We start from the raw sequence: 18014 nt of genomic DNA, 5'->3' as shown, positions 1-18014 counted from the left end.
CCACCCCTTCCGCCGAGGGCGGAATCGCCGTCATCGAACCATCGCGTGGAGCTCCTTGCGCGCGTCGGACCCGCCCTCCGGCGCCGATGCCAGGATGGCCTCGACGGTCACCGTCTCGGGGAAGGCCTGCGCCTCGGGCGCCGCGACGACGCCCGTCGTGCGGCGCGCCCCTCGGTCGGCCGAGCGCTGCTCCTTCGCGAGAGCTTTCCGCTCGGCGATGACGCGTCGAAGCTCGATCTCACGTGCGCGCTCGGCCTCCGCGTATGCGTTGAGCCTGTGTGCGGTGAACTCTTCGGCGAACTGCATGATCTCTCCCCTGTCTCAGCTTCCCTGTTACCTCAATGCTGGTTTCTAAGGCGGGTGCCCGGCATCGGGAGGATGCCCTATTTATCCCTCGACAGCAGGCCAGACCGGGAGAAGGCTGGGATCATGGCCACCATCATCGAGCACACCCCGCCGTACGCCGTCGGCTACTTCATCGGAAGCCTGGCGAAGGACTCCATCAACCGCGCGCTGTCCAGGGCGCTCATCCGTCTCGCGCCACGCGAACTCGAGTTCACCGAGATGGTGATCCGGGATCTCCCGCTCTACAATCGCGACCTGGACGGCCACTTCCCTCAGGTCGTGATCGACTTCAAAGCCGCGATCGCCCGGCAGGACGCACTGCTCTTCATCACCCCCGAGTACAACCGCTCGATCCCCGGCGCGCTCAAGAACGCGATCGACTGGGCGAGCCGTCCGTATGGTGAGAACGTGATCGCGCGCAAGGCCACCGCAGTGATCGGAGCATCGCCAGGAGCAATCGGCACAGCGGTCGCCCAGCAGGGCCTCCGCAGCGTCCTCAGCTTCTTGAACGCACCCCAGATGAACGCTCCTGAGGCCTACATCTCGGCGCGCCCCGGCCTCCTCACGCCCGAGGGCGAGGTCACCGATCCGGGCACGGAGGAGTTCCTCCGCGCCTACATGGTCTCCTTCTACGAATACATCGAACGGGTGCTCACCGTCGTGCCCAGCCCGGCCAGGAGCTGACCGCGCCTGCCGGGCGCAGCCGGCACCGGATGCTCGTCAGCGCCCACCGGTGAGCTTGCGGTTGCGCTGCTCGACGGCCGGCACCCCGTACGGGTAGTCCTCCGTGCGCGGACTGCTCACCTCGTCGAGCATCCGTATCTCGTCGGCGGTGAGCTCCACCTCCCCTGCCGCGAGGTTGTCGACGAGCTGGTCGACGGTGCGTGCACCGAGGATGACCGAGGTCACCGCCGGCCGGCCGAGCAGCCAGGCGAGTGCGACCTGCGACGACGAGACGCCGTGAGCCGCAGCCACGCGTGCGACGGCATCGATCACATCCCAAGTGCGCGGATCGGCATTGCGCTTGTCCCACGCCTCCATGCCGCGCTTCGGGTTCTCGCCGAGCCGCGTCGCCCCGGTCGGCGCCTGGTCGCGCACGTATTTGCCGCTCAGCCATCCGCCGCCGAGCGGCGACCACGGAAGGAGTCCGAGGCCCGCATCGATCGCGGCAGGGACCACCTCGTGCTCGATGCCGCGCACCAGCAGGTTGTACTGGGGCTGCAGGGTCACCGGGGGCGCCCATCCGTTCGAGCGGGCGACGTGCGCGGCCTTGCTGACCTGCCAGCCCAGATAGTTCGAGAACCCGTAGTAGCCGATGTGGCCTGCGGTCACGGCATCGTCGAGGAACCGGAGCGTCTCTTCGATCGGTGTCACCGCATCCCAGGCGTGCATCTGGTAGAGGTCGATGTGGTCGACACCGAGCCTGCGCAGGGATGCTTCGAGCGCGCGCCGCAGATGAGTGCGGGACAGGCCCAGGTCGTTCGGCCCCTCGCCGGTCGGGAAGCGTCCCTTCGTCGCCAGGACGAGGCGATCGGCAGCACCCGGATGCACGGCCAGCCAGTGACCGATCATCGTCTCCGAGACGCCCCTGTTGTAGACGTCTGCAGTATCGACGAACGTGCCGCCGGCATCGACGAACGCATCGAGGATGGCGTGGGAGGTCGACTCGTCGGCCTCCGCCCCGAAGGTCATCGTCCCCAGTGCGAAATCTGATACGACGGTCCCGCTGTTTCCCAGTTTTCGATAGTCCATCCCTCGACGCTAGACCCACACGCGTGGTCGAGTCCGGGAAAAGTCCGGCCGAATCTTCGAATTCGGCGGACTTTTCGCGGACTCGACGGCTAGCCTGCGGCGTCGTAGGCGGCGCGGAGCCAGGCGGGCAGGGAAGACACGAGAGTGCCTAGGCTGGGCCTCATGGTCCCTGGAGCGGCGCTTCGCCTGGTCGCGATGTCCGACACCCACATCCCGGTGCGCGCGCGAGCGCTGCCGGGCACGCTGTGGCGGGCGGTGGACGAGGCGGATGTCGTCATCCACGCCGGCGACTGGGTGGACGTCGCCACCCTGGACGCACTGCAGGCGCGGTCGCGCCGCTTCATCGGCGTCTTCGGCAACAACGACGGAGCCGACCTGCGTCGGCGGCTGCCCGAGATCGCTCGGGCCGACGTGGGCGGCCTGCGGTTCGCCGTGATCCACGAGACGGGCGCCGCGGCCGGCCGCGAGGCTCGGATGGAGGCCGCTTTCCCCGACACGGACGTCCTGGTGTTCGGGCACAGCCACATTCCGTGGGACACCACGACTCCCGGCGGCCTGCGCCTGCTCAACCCCGGCTCCCCCACCGATCGCCGGCGCGAGCCCCGGCGCACCTTCCTCACCGCCACCGTGGAGGACGGGGAACTCCGGAACCTCGAGTTCCCGACCGCTGACTGAGCGGACGGCGGCCCGTCAGGCCCGACAAGCCATCAGACGACGGGCAGCAGGAACCCGTCCGCGATGAGGCCGCGGACCGACGGCAGGAGCTCGGCCGTCAGTTCGTCTGCGTCGACATCGAGGAGCTCGGCGATGGCCGCTGCGATCGCGCCGACCGTCAGGTCGCCGTCGCACGCACCCACCAGCGCGATCAGCGCAGTACCCGCCTGCACCGTGCGGCCGAACCCCCCGCCCTGGCGCAACAGCATGGCCGTCGGTCCTTCGTCGCCGGGCCACGAGTGGCGCTCCTCGGTCACATCCGGCGCCACAACGAGGCGCGACGCGGCGAGTGCTGCATCGGAGCGTCCGGCCTGCCAGTCCTGGGCGGCGAGGGAAGCACCGAGGTGCACGCCGAGCCCGGCCTCGTTCCCGCCGAGCGATCCGTGCAACCGCTCCAGCCTGCGGAGAGTCGGCGCGCCTGTCTGCGGCCGGCGCAGAAGAACGTAACCGAAGCCGACGGAGGTCACCTCCCGCGCCGTGAAATCGTCCAGCCACGCAGTGAGGAGCTCATCGAACTCCTCGGTGCCGGCCCGGGTTCCGCCGTCGCGGATCCAGGTCTCCGCGTATTCGGCGGCATCCTGCGCTTCGCGCTCGATCACCCACGCGTCGAGTTCTGCGGCGTTACCGGTGTCGAGCCACGCGCCGACCCGGTCGAACGCATCGCCGGCGCCGCGATACTCCCAATTCGCGAGAAGCTGGGCGACCCCGCCCGGCGCAAGGACGTCGGCGGCGCTCTCGATGACGGCCTGGACCAGAGCATCCCCGATCATCCCGCCGTCCCGGTACTCGTATTCGGGAACGCCGTCGCGCCGCGGGGTGATGACGAAAGGCGGATTGGTGACGATGTGGTCGAACCGCTCGCCCGAAACCGGCTCGAACAGGCTCCCCCGGCGGAACTCGATGTTCTCGACGCCGTTGAGTCGTGCGTTGAACGCGGCCAGTTCCAGCGCACGCGCCGAGATGTCCGTCGCGACGACGCGGTCCGCGTGGCGTGAAGCGTGCAGCGCCTGGATCCCGCATCCGGTGCCGAGATCGAGGGCGGACGCGACAGGCGACTGGAGCATCAGCCCGCTGAGCGTCATCGACGCGCCGCCGACCCCGAGCACGTGGTCTTCCGGGAGGGCGTGCCCGAGCGCCAGCTCGCCGAGGTCGGATGCGATCCACCAGGCGCCCGCGCCGCGCGCATCCACGAAACTGTACGGCCGCAGGTCGACACGTGGGACCGCCGTTCCGTTCTCCAGAGCGACCAGTCGGAGATCGACGGCTCCGTCCGCGGTGAGTTCGGGCAACGCACTGTCGAGCGCGTCGTGCGGAACCGGGGTGCCCAGCACGAAGAGCCTGGCAAGCGTTGCGAGGCCGCGCGGCGCATCCGACCGCTGCGCGTCGAGCGCACGCAGAGCCGGAATGCGCTGCCCCCGATACAGCGCTGCGGCGGCGACCGCGCCCCACAGCTCGCCGAGAGCGCCGACCTCGAACCGTGCGGCGGACAGATCGGCGCGGAGGCGGTCGACGAGGGATGCGGTCATCGCACCATTCAACTCCATCCGTTCGCCCGCGCTGCGAGCCCTGCGTCGGCGACAATGGTTCGATGATCCGCAAACGCGTCGTGGTCACCGGGGTCGTGCAGGGAGTCGGCTTCCGTTGGAGCGCGCGCGAGGCCGCCCAGCGGCTCGGGGTGGCCGGGTTCGCATTCAACCGGGCGGACGGCTCGGTCGAGGTGGAAGCGGAGGGCGAGCCCGCGGCGGTCGAACGGATGCTCACCTGGCTCGCCGACGGTCCGCCGGGCTCACGCGTGACCGGCCTCGACGTGACCGACCTCGACCCGGCCGGCGAGAGCGATTTCCGCATCCTCGCGAGACAATAGCCTGATGAACACTGCGACGCTGTTCCTCCTCACCCGCCCGGCCACCAGCTCGGCGCCCACCGACGACAACGGTTTTCTCGAAGTGAGCGCCACCGCGCCGCAGGTGAACGTCATGGACCTCGGCATCACGCGCGGTGACGGATTCTTCGAGACGATCAGCGTCGTCGACGGGCACCCGCAGGCCCTGGAGCCCCACCTGGCCCGCCTCAAGCACTCGGCGGAGCTCATGGACATGCCGGAGCCGGACACCGATGTCTGGCGCTCGGCCGTGCTCGCGGGGATCGAAGCCCACCAGCTCGGTCACGGCGTGCAGCGCGAGCTCTTCGCGAAACTGATCATGACGCGCGGGATCGAAGGAACGGGGAAGCCGACCGGCTGGGTCTACGTGGACACCGGAGAGGACTTCACGACGGCCAGGAAGGGCATCCGCGTCGTCAGCCTCGACCGCGGCTACCGGCACGACGTCGCCGAGACCTCGCCGTGGCTGCTGCAGGGCGCGAAGACCCTCTCGTACGCGACGAACCGGGCTGCGCTCCGGGAGGCGGTTCGGCGCGGCGCGGACGATGTCATCTTCGTCAGCTCCGACGGCTACGCGCTCGAGGGCCCGACCTCGAACGTGATCGTGCTCAACGGCGACCGTGTGCGGACCCCGCAGACCGACCAGGGCATCCTCGCGGGCACGACGCAGGCGAGCGTCTTCGAATTCTTCGAGGCGCGCGGGTTCCAGACCTCCTACGAACGCATCCCGGCGACCGAGCTCGCCGAGGCCGACGAACTCTGGCTCGTCTCGAGCGTGCGACAGGCCGCCCCGATCACGAACCTGGACGGCAAGGACTTCCGCGTGGATGCGGCACTCGCCGAAGAGCTCAACACCTACCTTCTCTCCAGGACGCACTGACGCGGCCCTCTGCGCCCGCTCTCGTCCATCGCAGGGGTTGCCGTGTCGGCCCAGCCACGTAGGCTGTACGGACTGACGAACTGCGATCGCGTACCGAGGAGGACGACCGTGTCGGAGCACGTGCCCATCAGCCTCGAAGTGCTGCGCCAGCAGGCGCGCGACGAGCTGTCGGCCGTGATCGAGTACCGGTGCAGGCAGGGCGACGATCCGTGGGAGTTCATCCCCGATCTGCCCAGCGTCGACGAGCAGGTCGTGCACACGCTCCGAGAAGAAGCCGTGGAGGCCTACGGGCTCGGCGAGGAACGGGCCAGAGCGCACCACCCGACGGCGAGCCGGACGACCCTCGTGCGGTTCGAATACCAGCTGCTCCGCCAGATCGCGCTCGACCATCCCGAGCTGAGCACGGCCGTCTGGGGAATGCTCGACCGGCTGGAGACCAGGTAACGGGCTGCGTCAGGCGAGCGTTGCGGGTTCGAGCGCTGCCGGGTCCTGCACGGGCAGGCGGCAGACGAAATCGTGACACGCGTACGCGGTCGGATGCGCATCCACCGCCACCCGGCCCGCGAACAGCTCGAACCCTTCCGCGGCGAACGCCTTGGCCTGCGCCCCGGTGGCCACCGCCACCAGGCCGGGCCGGCGCCGCACAGCCGCCACGAGCCCGGACTCGTCGTCGCCCTCCGTCACGACCACCAGCTGTCCGGGTTCGTCGGCGAGCACCGACATGAGCTCCAGCGCGGAGCCGAACGCCGTCGGATTCTCAACGGCCTGCGCTGCCACGACCCGCATCCCGGCCCGCGCTGCGCGCTCGTACCGGCGTTCCCCGGTGAGCAGGTACAGCGTGTGGGCGGCGGCTGCGATCGAGGTCAGGCCCGACGGGTATGCGCCCTCCGACGGATCGGCGCGGATCGCCATCCCATTGCCTTCGAGCACCGGATCGGATCCGCCCGGAACGCCGAAGGGCTCGTCGCCCACTGGACCTGCGGAGATCGCCAGATCGACGAGATCGCGGGCGGCGACGGCGAAGCCGGTCTCGCCGGTGCTGGTGGCGAGCGCGAGCAGGGCGCCCGCGAGGCCGCCGTAGTCTTCGAGGGTCGAGAACGCATCCGAGGTCCGGTCGCCCAGGGAAGCGCGCACCAGGGTCCCGTCGGAGCGCCGGTGGCGGTCGAGCAGGAACTCCGCTGCCCGGCGTGCCGCAGCGGACCAGTCGGGACGGTCGAAGGCGAAACCGGCGCGGGCGAGGGCTGCGATGGCGAGGCCGTTCCACCCGGTCAGCACCTTGCCGTCGACCGGGGGCGGCTCGAGCATCCGTCGTTCGGCGGCCGTCGCGGCGTAGTAGCGCCCCTCGACGCGCTCGCCGTCGATGACGGACTCCGAGTCCTGGGCGGATGCGAACCCTCCGCCGTCACGCCGCATCACCGTCAGGAGGAATCCGGCGATCCCCTCGGCCGTCCTCGCGGCCGATTCGGCGCCCGTCCGCTGCCAGGCCCGGGTGTAGGCGTCGAGCAGCAACGCGTTGTCGTAGAGCATCCGTTCGTAATGGGGGTCCCCCCAGTCGCGCCGTGTCGCGTACCGGAAGAAGCCGCCCTCGACCGGGTCGCGAAGCGGAGACGCCGCCATCCGCTCGAGTGTCCGGATGCCCAGGCCGACGCCGCGCTCCCGGGTGAGGAGGAAGAGCAGTGCCGGTGCGATCGGGAACTTCGGTGCGGCGCCGAAACCCCCGAACTCCGCATCCTCGAAGCCGGCCAGCAGGTCCACGGCGGCATCCAGGCGGGCGGGCGTCGGGAGTTCCGAGGTCGCCGTCGCGGCGGCCGACGATGCGCGGATCGCCTCCACGACCTTCGCGGCGTTGTCCTCGACCTCCGCGCGGCGCAAGGTCCACGCCTCCGAGACGGCTTCGAGCACCTGGCGGAACGAGGCACGATCGCCCACCGGCGCCGGCGGGAAATAGGTTCCGGCGAAGAACGCGCGGCCGCGCGTCGTGGTGAACACGGTCAGCGGCCAGCCCAGGTTGCCGGTGAAGGCGCTGGCGGCGGTCAGATAGCTCGCGTCCACCTCAGGATGCTCCTCGCGGTCGACCTTGATCGCGACGAAGTTCTCATTGAGGAAGGACGCGAGGACCGGGTCGCTGAAACTCTCGCGCGCCATGACATGGCACCAGTGGCACGTCGCGTAGCCGATCGAGATGAGCACGGGGACATCGCGGCGCTCGGCCTCGGCGAAAGCCTCGCCGCCCCACGGGAACCAGTCGACGGGATTGTCGGCGTGCGAGCGGAGATAGGGGCTGATCGCGTCGGCGAGCCGGTTTGCCATGCGCTAAGCGTAGTCACGCGGCGCAACCGTAGTAGCCCTGGTCCGCCTCGAGTTCGGGAGCCCAGTCGGGGCGCGGACGGGCGTCGTCGATGGCCACCCAGTGACCGTCGAGCAGCTCGTACGTCCAGCGCGGACCGTCCGCGAGGAAACGCGACAGCTCCGCGATCAGGATGTCCACATCCGCCGCCTTCGAGCCGACGCCGAAGCTCGCCCGAACGGCCGGGCCCGTGACGCCGAGACGCTCCAGCAGCGGATGCGCACAGAACTTTCCGTCGCGCACGCCGATCCCTGCTTCCGCCGACAGTGCGGTCGCCAGCAGCCGGGAGTCGACCCCGTCGACCGAGAAGCTGACGACGCCGACCCTATCCGTCGCGTCGGGGAAGATGCTGTGGATGCGCGCGCCCGGCAGGCCTGCGATTCCGGCGACGAGACGGTCGCGCAGTGCGCGCTCGTGCGCCTCCCACTCGTGGACGTCGAGCGTGGCCAGCTCCTGGACGGCGCGGGCGAGCGCCGTGACGCCGATGACGTTCGGGGACCCCGCCTCGTGGCGCGCCGGGCCGGTGCGCCAGGTGGCCGACTCGAGGCTGACCTGCGTCACGGCCCCGCCGCCGCGCAGGTACGGCTCACCGAAATCCAGCCAGTCGCGGCGACCGACCAGCACGCCTGCGCCGAACGGCGCATACGTCTTGTGCCCGGAGAAGGCGAGGTAGTCGACCCCGTCGAAGGCGATCGAGACGCGACGGTGCGGAACCAGCTGAGCACCATCCACAGCGAGCCGGGCGCCGCGACGGTGGGCGATCGTCGCCAGTCGCCGGAGCGGAAGGGTCTCCCCCGTGACGTTGCTCGCGCCGGAGACCGCGAGAAGGGCGGCGGGCCGGGAGGCGAGTTCCGCATCCACCCGCTTCAGCGTCTCCTCGATCGTGTCCGCCGCCGTGACGATGCGGGCGTTCGCGTTCACCCAGGGAAGCAGGTTCGCGTGATGCTCGATGTCGAGCACGACCGTGTCGCCCGGCACGATCGATGCGAGCAGGTTGATCGAGTCTGTGGTGTTGCGGGTGAAGATGACGAGGTCGTCCTGGCGCGCGCCCACGAAATCGCCGACCACGCGACGGGCGTGCTCGTACGCCGCGGTCGAGATCTGGGATGCGTACCCCGCCCCCCGGTGCACGCTCGCGTACAGCGGCAGGACATCCGACACGTGCCTGGCGACCACGTCGAGAGCGGGCGAACTCGCCGCGTAGTCGAGGTTCACATAGCGCGTCTCGCTCCCGTCGACGAGCGGAACCTGGAGGTCGCCGCCGATCACCGGGAGCAGCGGACAATCGGCGGCGCTCATCGTCCGCCCAGGTAGCGTGCGATGGACTCCGTCTCGGCGACCGACAGTCGGATGAGCGGCAGCGCACGCGCGACGGCCAGATCGATCCGCTCGTGGAGGTCGAGGCTCGAGACCTGGTAGTTGGTGAAATCGGAGTCGTTGGCGTAGACGCCGATCGGGAGGGTCAGCGCCTGGAAGAACCCGAAGAGCGGCCGGAACTGGTGCTCGATGATCAGCGCGTGGCGGTCGGAGCCGCCAGTCGCCGCAAGCAGCACGGGCTTGTCCACCAGTGCGTACTGGCCGACGAAATCGAAGAGGTGTTTGAACAGGCCGGTGAAGGATGCGCGGTAGACAGGGCTGGCCACGATCAGGAGGTCCGCGTTCTCGATGCGGTGCAGTTCGGCCTCGACGGAGTCGGGGAGCTGGTCGCGCCGCAGGGCGCCTGCGAATTCGGCGCCGATCTCGGTGACCTCGATGAGGTGCGCGTCTATCTGGAGTTCACGACCGAAGGCCGCGATGATCTCCTTGACGAGCGCGGTCGTCTTGGATGGTGTGTGCAGGCTGCCGGAGACGGCAACGACGCGGAGCGGTCGGGCGGTCGATGGCTGGGACATGAGTAGACGGTAGACCGGGCCCCGGATGCGTGCCACCCCACCCGACACACAACGTAATCGCGTGGGCGCCTGCGGGCACGCGAGCCCTGCCCAGCTCGTTCGCGCTGCACACGTTGTGAACGCGTGCCCTCGTTGCACCGTGGGCACTGGTTCACAAGTTGGGCGCTGGGTCGGCTGTCCACAGCTCCCGGTCCGCGCACCCGGCCGGGCGGCAGCTTTGCGAACGTAGAACATGACCGAAATCAGTGACATCGTCGATGCGAGCCCGAACCTCATCCGCACAACTGAACTCCTGGAGAACGGCCTGTCGACCCGCATGATCGACGACGCCGTGCGCAGCGGCGTCCTCACGCGCGTCTACCGGGGCTTCTATGTAAGCTCGGCACTTTGGAACCGCCTTTCTCCCGATGGGAGGTACGCCCAGTTCGTGCGCGCGACATCCGCGGCATCGAGGTCGCCCGTCGTCTTCTCCCATCATTCGGCTGCCGTACTTCACGGCCTCCCGCTCGTGTCTCCGTGGCCGGATGTCGCTCACATACTGACTCCGACCGCACGGGGAGGCAGTTCGAGACGGCTCGTACGCTCCCATACCGGCCCCGCTGACGAAACCGCCACGACCATCGACGGGGTGCGCGTCACCGGCTTGGAACGTACAGTGATCGACCTTGCGGCGATCAGCGAATTCTCCGACGGCGTCGCGCTAGTCGATACGGCACTCCGCCGGGCCGCTTGCGACGGATCGGGGGCTGAAGCGCCGAAGGACGAGCGGGAGGAACTTCTGCGGGTGCTCGAAGAAGTCGCGCCGGTCCGGGGGCATAAGCGAGCCCGACGTGCGATCGCGTTCGGCGATCCACGATCCGAGAGCGTCGGCGAATCACTCAGCAGAGCGCGGGTCGCCGAGCTCGGCTTCGAGGTCCCCGAGTTGCAGGTCGGCTTTGCGACCGGGTCCGGAGACTACGTCGTGGACTTCTACTGGCGTTCGGCGCACCTCATCGGCGAGTTCGACGGGCGAGCGAAGTATTCCAGGACCGACCTGACAGCCGGTCGACCGGCCGAGGATGTCGTCTGGAGGGAGAAGAGGCGGGAGGACAGCATCCGAACCTCGTGGCAAGCCAGGTTCCTCAGGTGGACCTGGCGGGCTGCACTCGTCCACAGAGAGTTCGCCCGTCTTCTGGAGTCAGCCGGAGTGCCGCGCTCCCCGTCCAGTCGGGCGCACAGGTTCTGAACGTGTGATCACGTTGCACGATGGGCGGTCGTTCAGAAAGTGGGCGGTCGTTCAGAAAGTGGGCGGCGCCGCGGCGCGGGCGCCCGCGCTACTCGGGCTGGTCGAGGGAGCGCAGGCGGAAGGAGGAGTTGAGGTAGTAGGCGGCGAGGAGCGTCCAGCCGACGCAGACGACGGCGGCGATGCCGGACTGCTCCGGGGACGACGCGAGCGCGCCGAGCAACGAGATCAGCGCGAGCACGCAGGCGATGCCTCCGATGATGAGGCCCGCGAGCGGCCGGGCGGTCGCCCGCCACCAGGCCCGCGGAGCGGCGACGTCCTCGCCCGGCCCGCGGAACGTTCGCACCCCGATGAACACGTACAGGAAGTTGAGCACGAACACGACGACCAGGTCGATCACCGGCGGAACGAGGTTGTAGATGACCAGTGAGTTCAGCGCGAGGAGGATCCCCTCGCCGGCGAGGATGTAGATGACCTTGTTGATGGTCGACGTTATGCGCACGCCGCGAGCCTATCGCCGCTGTACGTCGCGGGCAGGGAACGCCCGACGGCGCCGGCCGTCAGTTCACCTCGTTCGGATGCGCGCTCACGCGCCCCTCCCGCTCGAGCGACGTGATCGCAGCGACCTCGTCGGCGGTGAGCTCGAAGTCGAAGACGTCGACGTTCTCGGCCATCCGCTCGCGCCGGTTCGACTTGGGGAACACGATGTTCCCGGTCTGCAGATGCCAGCGGATGACGACCTGGGCGGGGGTCTTCCCGTGCGCTGCGGCAGGCGCCGTCACCTCGGGCAGGTCGAACAGCGGGTATTTGCCCTGGCCGAGCGGGCCCCACGCCTCGATGTGGATGCCGTGCTCGCGCGCGAACGCACTGACCGCCGGCTGCTGGTGCGCCGGGTGCAGTTCGATCTGGTTGACGGCCGGCACGACGTCGGTCTCCGCGAGCAGCTTCTCGAGGTGCGGCACGAGGAAGTTGGACACGCCGATCGCCTTCGCGCGACCGGTGGCTGCGATGGTCTCGAGCGACTTCCACGCATGCACGAAGGTGCCGCGCTGCGGTGTCGGCCAGTGGATGAGGTACAGGTCCACATAGTCGAGCCCCAGCTTCTCAAGGCTCTCGTCGAACGCCGCCTGCGCATCCAGCTGGCGGTCGTTCCACAGCTTCGTGGTGATGAACAGTTCGTCGCGCGGAATGGCGGCCGACGCGAGGGCCTCCCCGACACCCTTCTCGTTGCCGTAGATCGCGGCGGTGTCGATGTGGCGGTAACCGACCTCGAGCGCATCCGTCACGATCCGGGTCGTCTCCTCGGGGTCGACGCGGAACACGCCGAAGCCGAGCTGCGGAATGGTGGTTCCGTTGTTGAGGGTGACGGTGGGGACGACGGAGGGGATGCTGTCAGCGGTCATGCGTCAACGCTAAGCGCTCTCGAAGCGAGCCACCAACTCGCGCTTGAGCACCTTGCCACTCGGACCGAGCGGCAGCGTCTCGAGGACCTCGATCCTCCGGGGATACTTGTAGGCCGCGACCAGTTCCTGCGTGAAGGCGATGAGGTCGGCGGTGTCGACGCTCTGGCCGGGCATCAGTGTCACCACCGCCATGATCTCCTGGCCGTGCGTCTCGTGGCTGACACCGAAGACCGCGACCATCGCGACCGCCGGATGCGTGGAGAGCACCTCTTCGACCTCGCGCGGATACACGTTGTAGCCGTTGCGCACGATCATGTCCTTCTTGCGGTCGACGATCGTCACGTAGTCGTCGTCGCTCTTGGTGCCGAGGTCGCCGCTGCGGAACCAGCCGTCCACGATGGCTTCGGCGTTCGCCTCCGGAAGGTGGAGGTACCCCTTCATCAGGTTGTGCCCGCGGATGACGATCTCGCCCAGTTCCCCGCGCGGAAGCAGTTCGATGTGGTCGTCGATCTCCGCATCCGCGATCTCGACGTCGACGCCCCAGATCGGCTGGCCGACCGTCCCCACCCTGGTCTGCTTTCCCCGGTGATTGAATGTCGCGACCGGCGAGGTCTCGGTGAGCCCGTAACCCTCGTGGACGTCGATCCCGTAGACCTCCTTCATCCGCTCGATGACCGCGACGGGGATGGCCGCGCCTCCGGACATCCCGTACCGCAGCGGCGGCCGCTCCGGGTTCGACTTCGCCGCCTCGAGCAGGGCGATGTACATGGTCGGCACCCCGGTCATGACCGTGCACTGGTGGGCGTTGAGCAGAGCGAGCGCCGTCGCCCCGTCGAACTTCGGCACGAGCACGATGGCCGCGCCGACGCGGAAGCCGAGGTTCATGACGCAGGTCTGCCCGAAGGTGTGGAAGAGCGGGAGGCAACCGAGGATGCGGTCCTCAGCCTTCACGTCCAGGGCCCCCGCCGCGAGCGTGTTGACCTGCTCGACGAGCGAGAAGTGGCAGCCCTCGGCGCCTTTCGGCTTGCCCGTGGTCCCACTCGTGTAGAGGATCGTCGCTGTGTCGAACGGGCTGCGCGGCACGTAGGCATCGATCGGTTCCGCGGCGCGCGCCTCGTCTTCCAGCCGGGCGAACGGGGCCTGGGCGAGCATCTCATCCGGAACCAGCACGGACAGGGTCTCGATGCCTGCGAGCGCCGCGCCTTTCGCGCCCTCGCCGAGCAGGGGCGCCGCGCAGATCAGCAGTTTCGCACCGCTGTCGCGCAGCACGTAGGCGATCTCCTCGGCTTTCAGAAGCGCGTGCACCGGGACGACGACGGCACCGAGCGCGAGGACACCGTAGTACGCCCGCGGAAAGTCCGGCACGTTCGGGATGAGCAGCGCGACCGCGTCGCCCGGGCCGATGCCGCGATCGCGGAGGGCCCCTGCGTAGCCGAGGGTCTGGTCCCAGAGGTCGGCGTAGCTGATCTTCTGCTCTCCGAAGATCAGCGCGACATTGTCGGGCATCCGTCTGGCCGTCTCGGCGAGGATCGACGCGACCGACATCGTCGCATATCCCGTATTCGTCATATTCTCATGTCTCCATTGACTCGAGCGCGCGTGGCGTGTGGATGAACGCTACGCTCCGCGTGCGGCTTCGGCAATTCCCTCGTCCGCGGCACGCCGCCCTCCCAGCAAATAGAATGGAAGGCTCATGTCTTCCCTGGTCTCCCCCGCCCGCCTGCATTTCCCTCCCGAGCTTCCGGTCAGCCAGAAGCGGGAGGACATCGCGCGCGCCATCCGCGACCACCAGGTCGTGATCGTGGCGGGCGAGACCGGCTCGGGGAAAACCACGCAGCTGCCGAAGATCTGCCTCGAACTCGGGCGGGAGAGCATCGGTCACACCCAGCCCCGGCGCATCGCCGCACGCACGATCGCGGAGCGCATCGCCGAGGAGCTCGGCGAGGACGTCGGCGGTCTGGTCGGCTACCAGGTGAGGTTCACCGACCGCGTCGGGGCGTCCACCCGCATCAAGCTGATGACCGACGGCATCCTGCTGAACGAGATGCACCGCGACCGGATGCTGCGCAAGTACGACACGATCATCATCGATGAGGCGCACGAGCGCAGCCTGAACATCGACTTCCTTCTCGGCTACCTGCGTGAGCTGCTGCCGAAACGCCCCGACCTGAAGGTGATCGTCACCTCGGCGACGATCGACCCGGAGAGCTTCGCTCGCCATTTCGCGTCGGCGGATGGAACGCCGGCGCCCGTGATCGAGGTCTCGGGCCGCACCTACCCCGTCGAGGTCCGCTACCGCCCGCTCGTCGGCGAGATCGAGGAGGACGAGGACGGCGAGACGGTCGAGTCGAGCGATCGGGACTACCTGCAGGGCATCAACGACGCGCTCGACGAGCTCGCCCGCGAGTCGAGCGGGGATGTGCTGGTCTTTCTCTCCGGGGAGAACGAGATCCGGGATGCGGCGGATGCGGTGCGCGGTCGCAACCTGCCCTTCACCGAGGTTCTCCCTCTGTACGGCCGCCTGTCGAGCGCCGAACAGCACCGCGTCTTCCAGCCGTCGCAGGTGCCGGGCATCCGGCGACGGATCGTGCTCGCGACGAACGTCGCCGAGACGAGCCTCACCGTGCCCGGCATCAAATACGTGGTGGATGCGGGCACGGCTCGCATCAGCCGCTACAGCGTGCGCGCCAAGGTCCAGCGCCTGCCGATCGAGGCGATCTCGCAGGCGTCGGCGAACCAACGATCCGGACGTTCCGGGCGCACCAGCGACGGCATCGCCATCCGCCTCTATTCGCAGGAGGATTTCGAGAAGCGCCCCGAATTCACCGAGCCGGAGATCCTGCGCACCAACCTCGCCGCCGTCATCCTCCAGATGATCTCGCTCGGCCTCGGCGACATCGCCGCTTTCCCGTTCCTCACCCCGCCCGATTCGCGCGGGATCAAAGACGGTCTCGACCTTCTCACCGAGCTGAACGCGATCGCGACATCGAAAACGGGCGACCCCGTCCTGACCCGCATCGGACGCCAGCTGGCGCAGTTGCCGATCGACCCGCGGTTCGCCCGGATGGTAGTGGAGTCGAAGCGTCACGGCACGAGCCGCGAGGTGATGGCGATCGTGGCCGGGCTGACCATTCAGGACCCGCGCGAGCGTCCGGTCGAACGCCGCGGGACAGCCGACGAGTTCCACGCCCGGTTCGCCGACCCGACCAGCGACTTCCTCACCCTGCTCAACCTCTGGAACTACCTCGAGGAGAAGCAGCGCGAGCTGTCGTCGAGCGCGTTCCGCCGTCTGTGCAAGGCGGAGTTCCTGAACTTCCTGCGTGTGCGCGAATGGCAGGACGTCTACCGGCAGCTGCGGCAGCTCGCGAAGCCGCTCGGGCTGACGATCGGGGATCCGAGTGTGAACCCCGACGGCATCCACAAGTCCCTCCTCGCCGGTCTGCTGTCGCACATCGGCATCAAGGATGCGACGGGCGGTGCTGCGCGATCCGGCGGGCAGAAGCCGCCATCCGCCCGCGCGGCACGGGGAGCGGAGTACATCGGCGCCCGGCAGGCCAAATTCGTGATCTTCCCCGGTTCCACGCTCGCGAAGCGCCAGCCGAACGCTGTCATGAGCGCCGAGCTCGTCGAGACCAGCCGCCTGTTCGCACGGATGAACGCGGCCATCGACCCGGCCTGGGCCGAACCGATCGCCGGCGACCTGTGCAAGCGCTCCTACAGCGAACCGCACTGGGAGAAGAGCCAGGGCGCTGTCGTCGCGTACGAGCGCGTCACCCTGTTCGGGGTGCCGATCATCCCCCGGCGTCGGGTGCAGTACGCGCGGATCGACCAGGAGCTCTCCCGCGAGCTCTTCATCCGTCACGCGCTCGTCGAGGGCGAATGGGATTCGAAGCAGGCCTTCGACCGGGCGAACCGGGCGCTGCGGGCCGAACTGCGCGAACTCGAGGAGCGCACCCGTCGCCGCGACATCCTGAACGACGACGAAGCCGTGTTCGACTTCTACGACCGGCGCATCCCCGCCGACGTCGTCTCCACCCGCAGTTTCGAGGGCTGGTGGCGCACGGCCCGGACCGAGACGCCCGACCTGCTGACGATGACGCAGGAGTCACTGCTGGCCGAGGATGCCGCGCCGGTCGACGATGAGGCGTTCCCGCCGGTCTGGCGGCAGGGCGACCAGCGGCTGACGCTCCGCTACCGCTTCGAGCCGGGCGCCGAGGACGACGGGGTGACGGTGCAGGTTCCCCTCGCGCTGCTCGCCGGTCTGCGGTCCGAGGGCTTCGACTGGCAGGTCCCCGGCCTGCGGCACGACCTGGTGACCGCCCTCATCAAGTCGCTCCCCAAGGCCATCCGGCGACACGTCGTGCCCGCCGCCGACTGGGCGCGTCGCCTCCTCGGCGAGCTCGCCGACACCTCCGGGATGCGTGCCCAGGACGGTGAGCGGCCCGTGGCATCCCTTCCGGACACGCTCGCGGCGGTCATCAGCCGCCTGACCGGCTCCCGCGTCTCCGGAACCGACTTCGACCTCACCCGCGTGCCCGGCCACCTCCGGCCGACCTTCGACGTGATCGGCGAGCGTGGCCGCGTCGTCGCCTCGGGTAAGGACCTGCCGGAGCTGCAGGAACGGCTCCGCTCCCGCGCCCGGGAATCCGTGGTCAGGGTCGCTGAGGCCCGCACGCCGAACGCGCTCGAGCGCAGCGGCCTCACCACGTGGGACCTCGAGGAGCTCCCCCGCTTCCTCGACACGGAGCAGAAAGGTCCGGGCGGGAGCGTGAACGTGATCCGCGCCTACCCGGCGCTCGTCGACGACGGCGCGAGTGTGAGCATCCGCCTGATGGGCACGCCGGCCGACCAGGCAGCCGCGATGCCCGGCGGCGTGCGGCGGCTCCTGCTCGCCGCGGTGCCGTCACCGGTCGCCTACGTGCAGCAGCACCTGACCTCGACCGAGAAGCTCACACTCGCCGCGAGCCCATACCCGAACACGAAGGCGCTCTTCGACGACTGCCTGCTCGCGGTCGTCGACAGTGTGCTCTACCGGATGAAGCCCGACGGCCAGCTCTTCATGCGCGCCGAGTTCGAGGCGGTGCGCGACCGTGTCTCCGCGATCGTGATGGATTCGATGTTCGAGACGGTCGCGCTGGTGACACGCATACTCACCGCCGCGCGCGCAGCCGACAAGGCGATCTCGGGTGCGACGAGCCTGACGTTCCTCTCAGCGCTGAACGACGCGAAGGGGCAACTCGCCGGGCTCGTCTACCCGGGTTTCGTCTCCGCCACGGGCCTCGAGCAGCTGCGGCACCTGCCGCGCTACCTGAACGGCATCGGCCAGCGCATGGCCGCTCTCCCGACGAATCCGGCCCGCGACCGCGCCTGGATGACACAGGTCGAGACGGCGACCGCGATGTACACGGATGCCGGCGGGCGCATCCCGTCGGCTCCGCACGCGCCCCCGGCGCTGGTGCACGCGCGCTGGATGCTCGAAGAGTTCCGGGTGAGCCTGTTCGCGCAGTCGCTCGGTACCGCCGAGACCGTCTCCGTGCAACGCATCCGCAAGGTCCTCGACGCCCGCTGACGCCCGCT

16 protein-coding genes are annotated in these 18014 nt (G+C 69.0%); 7 read left to right on the top strand and 9 right to left on the bottom strand.

Annotation, left to right across the window (positions count from 1 at the left end):
• Positions 1-30: 30 nt before the first annotated feature.
• A complete protein-coding gene (locus tag ACV7NN_RS17195; RefSeq protein WP_463350776.1) occupies positions 31-306 on the bottom strand; it encodes a hypothetical protein in 276 nt (91 codons plus the stop codon).
• 123 nt (positions 307-429) lie between these two features.
• Between ACV7NN_RS17195 and ACV7NN_RS17190 the strand changes: the two genes are divergently transcribed.
• Positions 430-1029, top strand: a complete 600-nt coding sequence (locus ACV7NN_RS17190; protein WP_463350775.1) for an NADPH-dependent FMN reductase — start codon at positions 430-432, stop codon at positions 1027-1029.
• 36 nt (positions 1030-1065) lie between these two features.
• Here the strand turns inward: ACV7NN_RS17190 and ACV7NN_RS17185 are convergent, their stop codons facing one another.
• A complete protein-coding gene (locus ACV7NN_RS17185; RefSeq protein ID WP_463350774.1) occupies positions 1066-2097 on the bottom strand; it encodes an aldo/keto reductase in 1032 nt (343 codons plus the stop codon).
• A 162-nt stretch (positions 2098-2259) separates the two neighbouring features.
• Between ACV7NN_RS17185 and ACV7NN_RS17180 the strand changes: the two genes are divergently transcribed.
• Positions 2260-2772 (top strand): metallophosphoesterase family protein, encoded by a 513-nt coding sequence (locus tag ACV7NN_RS17180; RefSeq protein WP_463350773.1) that lies wholly within the window; start codon positions 2260-2262, stop codon positions 2770-2772.
• Between the two features lie 32 nt (positions 2773-2804).
• Here the strand turns inward: ACV7NN_RS17180 and ACV7NN_RS17175 are convergent, their stop codons facing one another.
• Entirely contained in the window at positions 2805-4337 is a 1533-nt protein-coding gene (locus ACV7NN_RS17175) for a DUF7059 domain-containing protein (RefSeq protein WP_463350772.1), read from the bottom strand.
• A gap of 62 nt (positions 4338-4399) precedes the next feature.
• On the opposite strand from ACV7NN_RS17175, the gene ACV7NN_RS17170 reads away from it, so the two are divergent.
• The 3 genes from ACV7NN_RS17170 to ACV7NN_RS17160 all read left to right on the top strand — a co-directional run bounded on the left by ACV7NN_RS17170 (position 4400) and on the right by ACV7NN_RS17160 (position 6017).
• Positions 4400-4675, top strand: coding sequence for an acylphosphatase (locus ACV7NN_RS17170; protein ID WP_463350771.1), 276 nt, complete (start codon positions 4400-4402; stop codon positions 4673-4675).
• A gap of 4 nt (positions 4676-4679) precedes the next feature.
• A complete protein-coding gene (locus tag ACV7NN_RS17165; RefSeq protein WP_463350770.1) occupies positions 4680-5573 on the top strand; it encodes an aminodeoxychorismate lyase in 894 nt (297 codons plus the stop codon).
• 108 nt (positions 5574-5681) lie between these two features.
• Positions 5682-6017, top strand: a complete 336-nt coding sequence (locus ACV7NN_RS17160) for a hypothetical protein (protein WP_463350769.1) — start codon at positions 5682-5684, stop codon at positions 6015-6017.
• 9 nt (positions 6018-6026) lie between these two features.
• Here ACV7NN_RS17160 and ACV7NN_RS17155 read toward each other — a convergent pair whose 3' ends face one another.
• From ACV7NN_RS17155 to msuE, 3 genes are read right to left on the bottom strand one after another with little or no spacing between them, the layout of a single operon-like run.
• Positions 6027-7883 (bottom strand): thioredoxin domain-containing protein, encoded by a 1857-nt coding sequence (locus ACV7NN_RS17155; RefSeq protein ID WP_463350768.1) that lies wholly within the window; start codon positions 7881-7883, stop codon positions 6027-6029.
• Positions 7884-7896: 13 nt separating this feature from the next.
• Positions 7897-9219, bottom strand: a complete 1323-nt coding sequence (locus ACV7NN_RS17150) for an aminotransferase class V-fold PLP-dependent enzyme (RefSeq protein ID WP_463350767.1) — start codon at positions 9217-9219, stop codon at positions 7897-7899.
• Positions 9216-9812 carry an FMN reductase gene (gene msuE, locus ACV7NN_RS17145; RefSeq protein ID WP_463350766.1) on the bottom strand — a complete coding sequence of 199 codons (597 nt, stop codon included), beginning with the start codon at positions 9810-9812 and terminating at the stop codon, positions 9216-9218. The genes ACV7NN_RS17150 and msuE overlap by 4 nt, the downstream gene beginning before the upstream one ends.
• A gap of 232 nt (positions 9813-10044) precedes the next feature.
• Here msuE and ACV7NN_RS17140 point away from each other — a divergent pair, with 232 nt between their 5' ends.
• Positions 10045-11037, top strand: coding sequence for a type IV toxin-antitoxin system AbiEi family antitoxin domain-containing protein (locus ACV7NN_RS17140; RefSeq protein ID WP_463350765.1), 993 nt, complete (start codon positions 10045-10047; stop codon positions 11035-11037).
• 88 nt (positions 11038-11125) lie between these two features.
• On the opposite strand, the gene ACV7NN_RS17135 is transcribed toward ACV7NN_RS17140, so the two are convergent.
• The 3 genes from ACV7NN_RS17135 to ACV7NN_RS17125 are packed head-to-tail and all read right to left on the bottom strand — an operon-like array spanning position 11126 to position 14006.
• Positions 11126-11536 (bottom strand): hypothetical protein, encoded by a 411-nt coding sequence (locus ACV7NN_RS17135; protein WP_463350764.1) that lies wholly within the window; start codon positions 11534-11536, stop codon positions 11126-11128.
• Between the two features lie 58 nt (positions 11537-11594).
• Complete coding sequence (locus ACV7NN_RS17130) at positions 11595-12437, bottom strand: aldo/keto reductase (RefSeq protein ID WP_463350763.1); 843 nt, start codon at positions 12435-12437, stop codon at positions 11595-11597.
• Positions 12438-12446: 9 nt separating this feature from the next.
• Complete coding sequence (locus tag ACV7NN_RS17125) at positions 12447-14006, bottom strand: long-chain-fatty-acid--CoA ligase (protein WP_463350762.1); 1560 nt, start codon at positions 14004-14006, stop codon at positions 12447-12449.
• 124 nt (positions 14007-14130) lie between these two features.
• Here ACV7NN_RS17125 and hrpA point away from each other — a divergent pair, with 124 nt between their 5' ends.
• Complete coding sequence (hrpA, locus tag ACV7NN_RS17120) at positions 14131-18006, top strand: ATP-dependent RNA helicase HrpA (protein ID WP_463350761.1); 3876 nt, start codon at positions 14131-14133, stop codon at positions 18004-18006.
• Positions 18007-18014: the final 8 nt, after the last annotated feature.

The sequence above is a fragment of the Leifsonia sp. Ger2509 genome (assembly GCF_055231915.1).
This window is presented reverse-complemented; position numbering and strand designations above follow the sequence as displayed.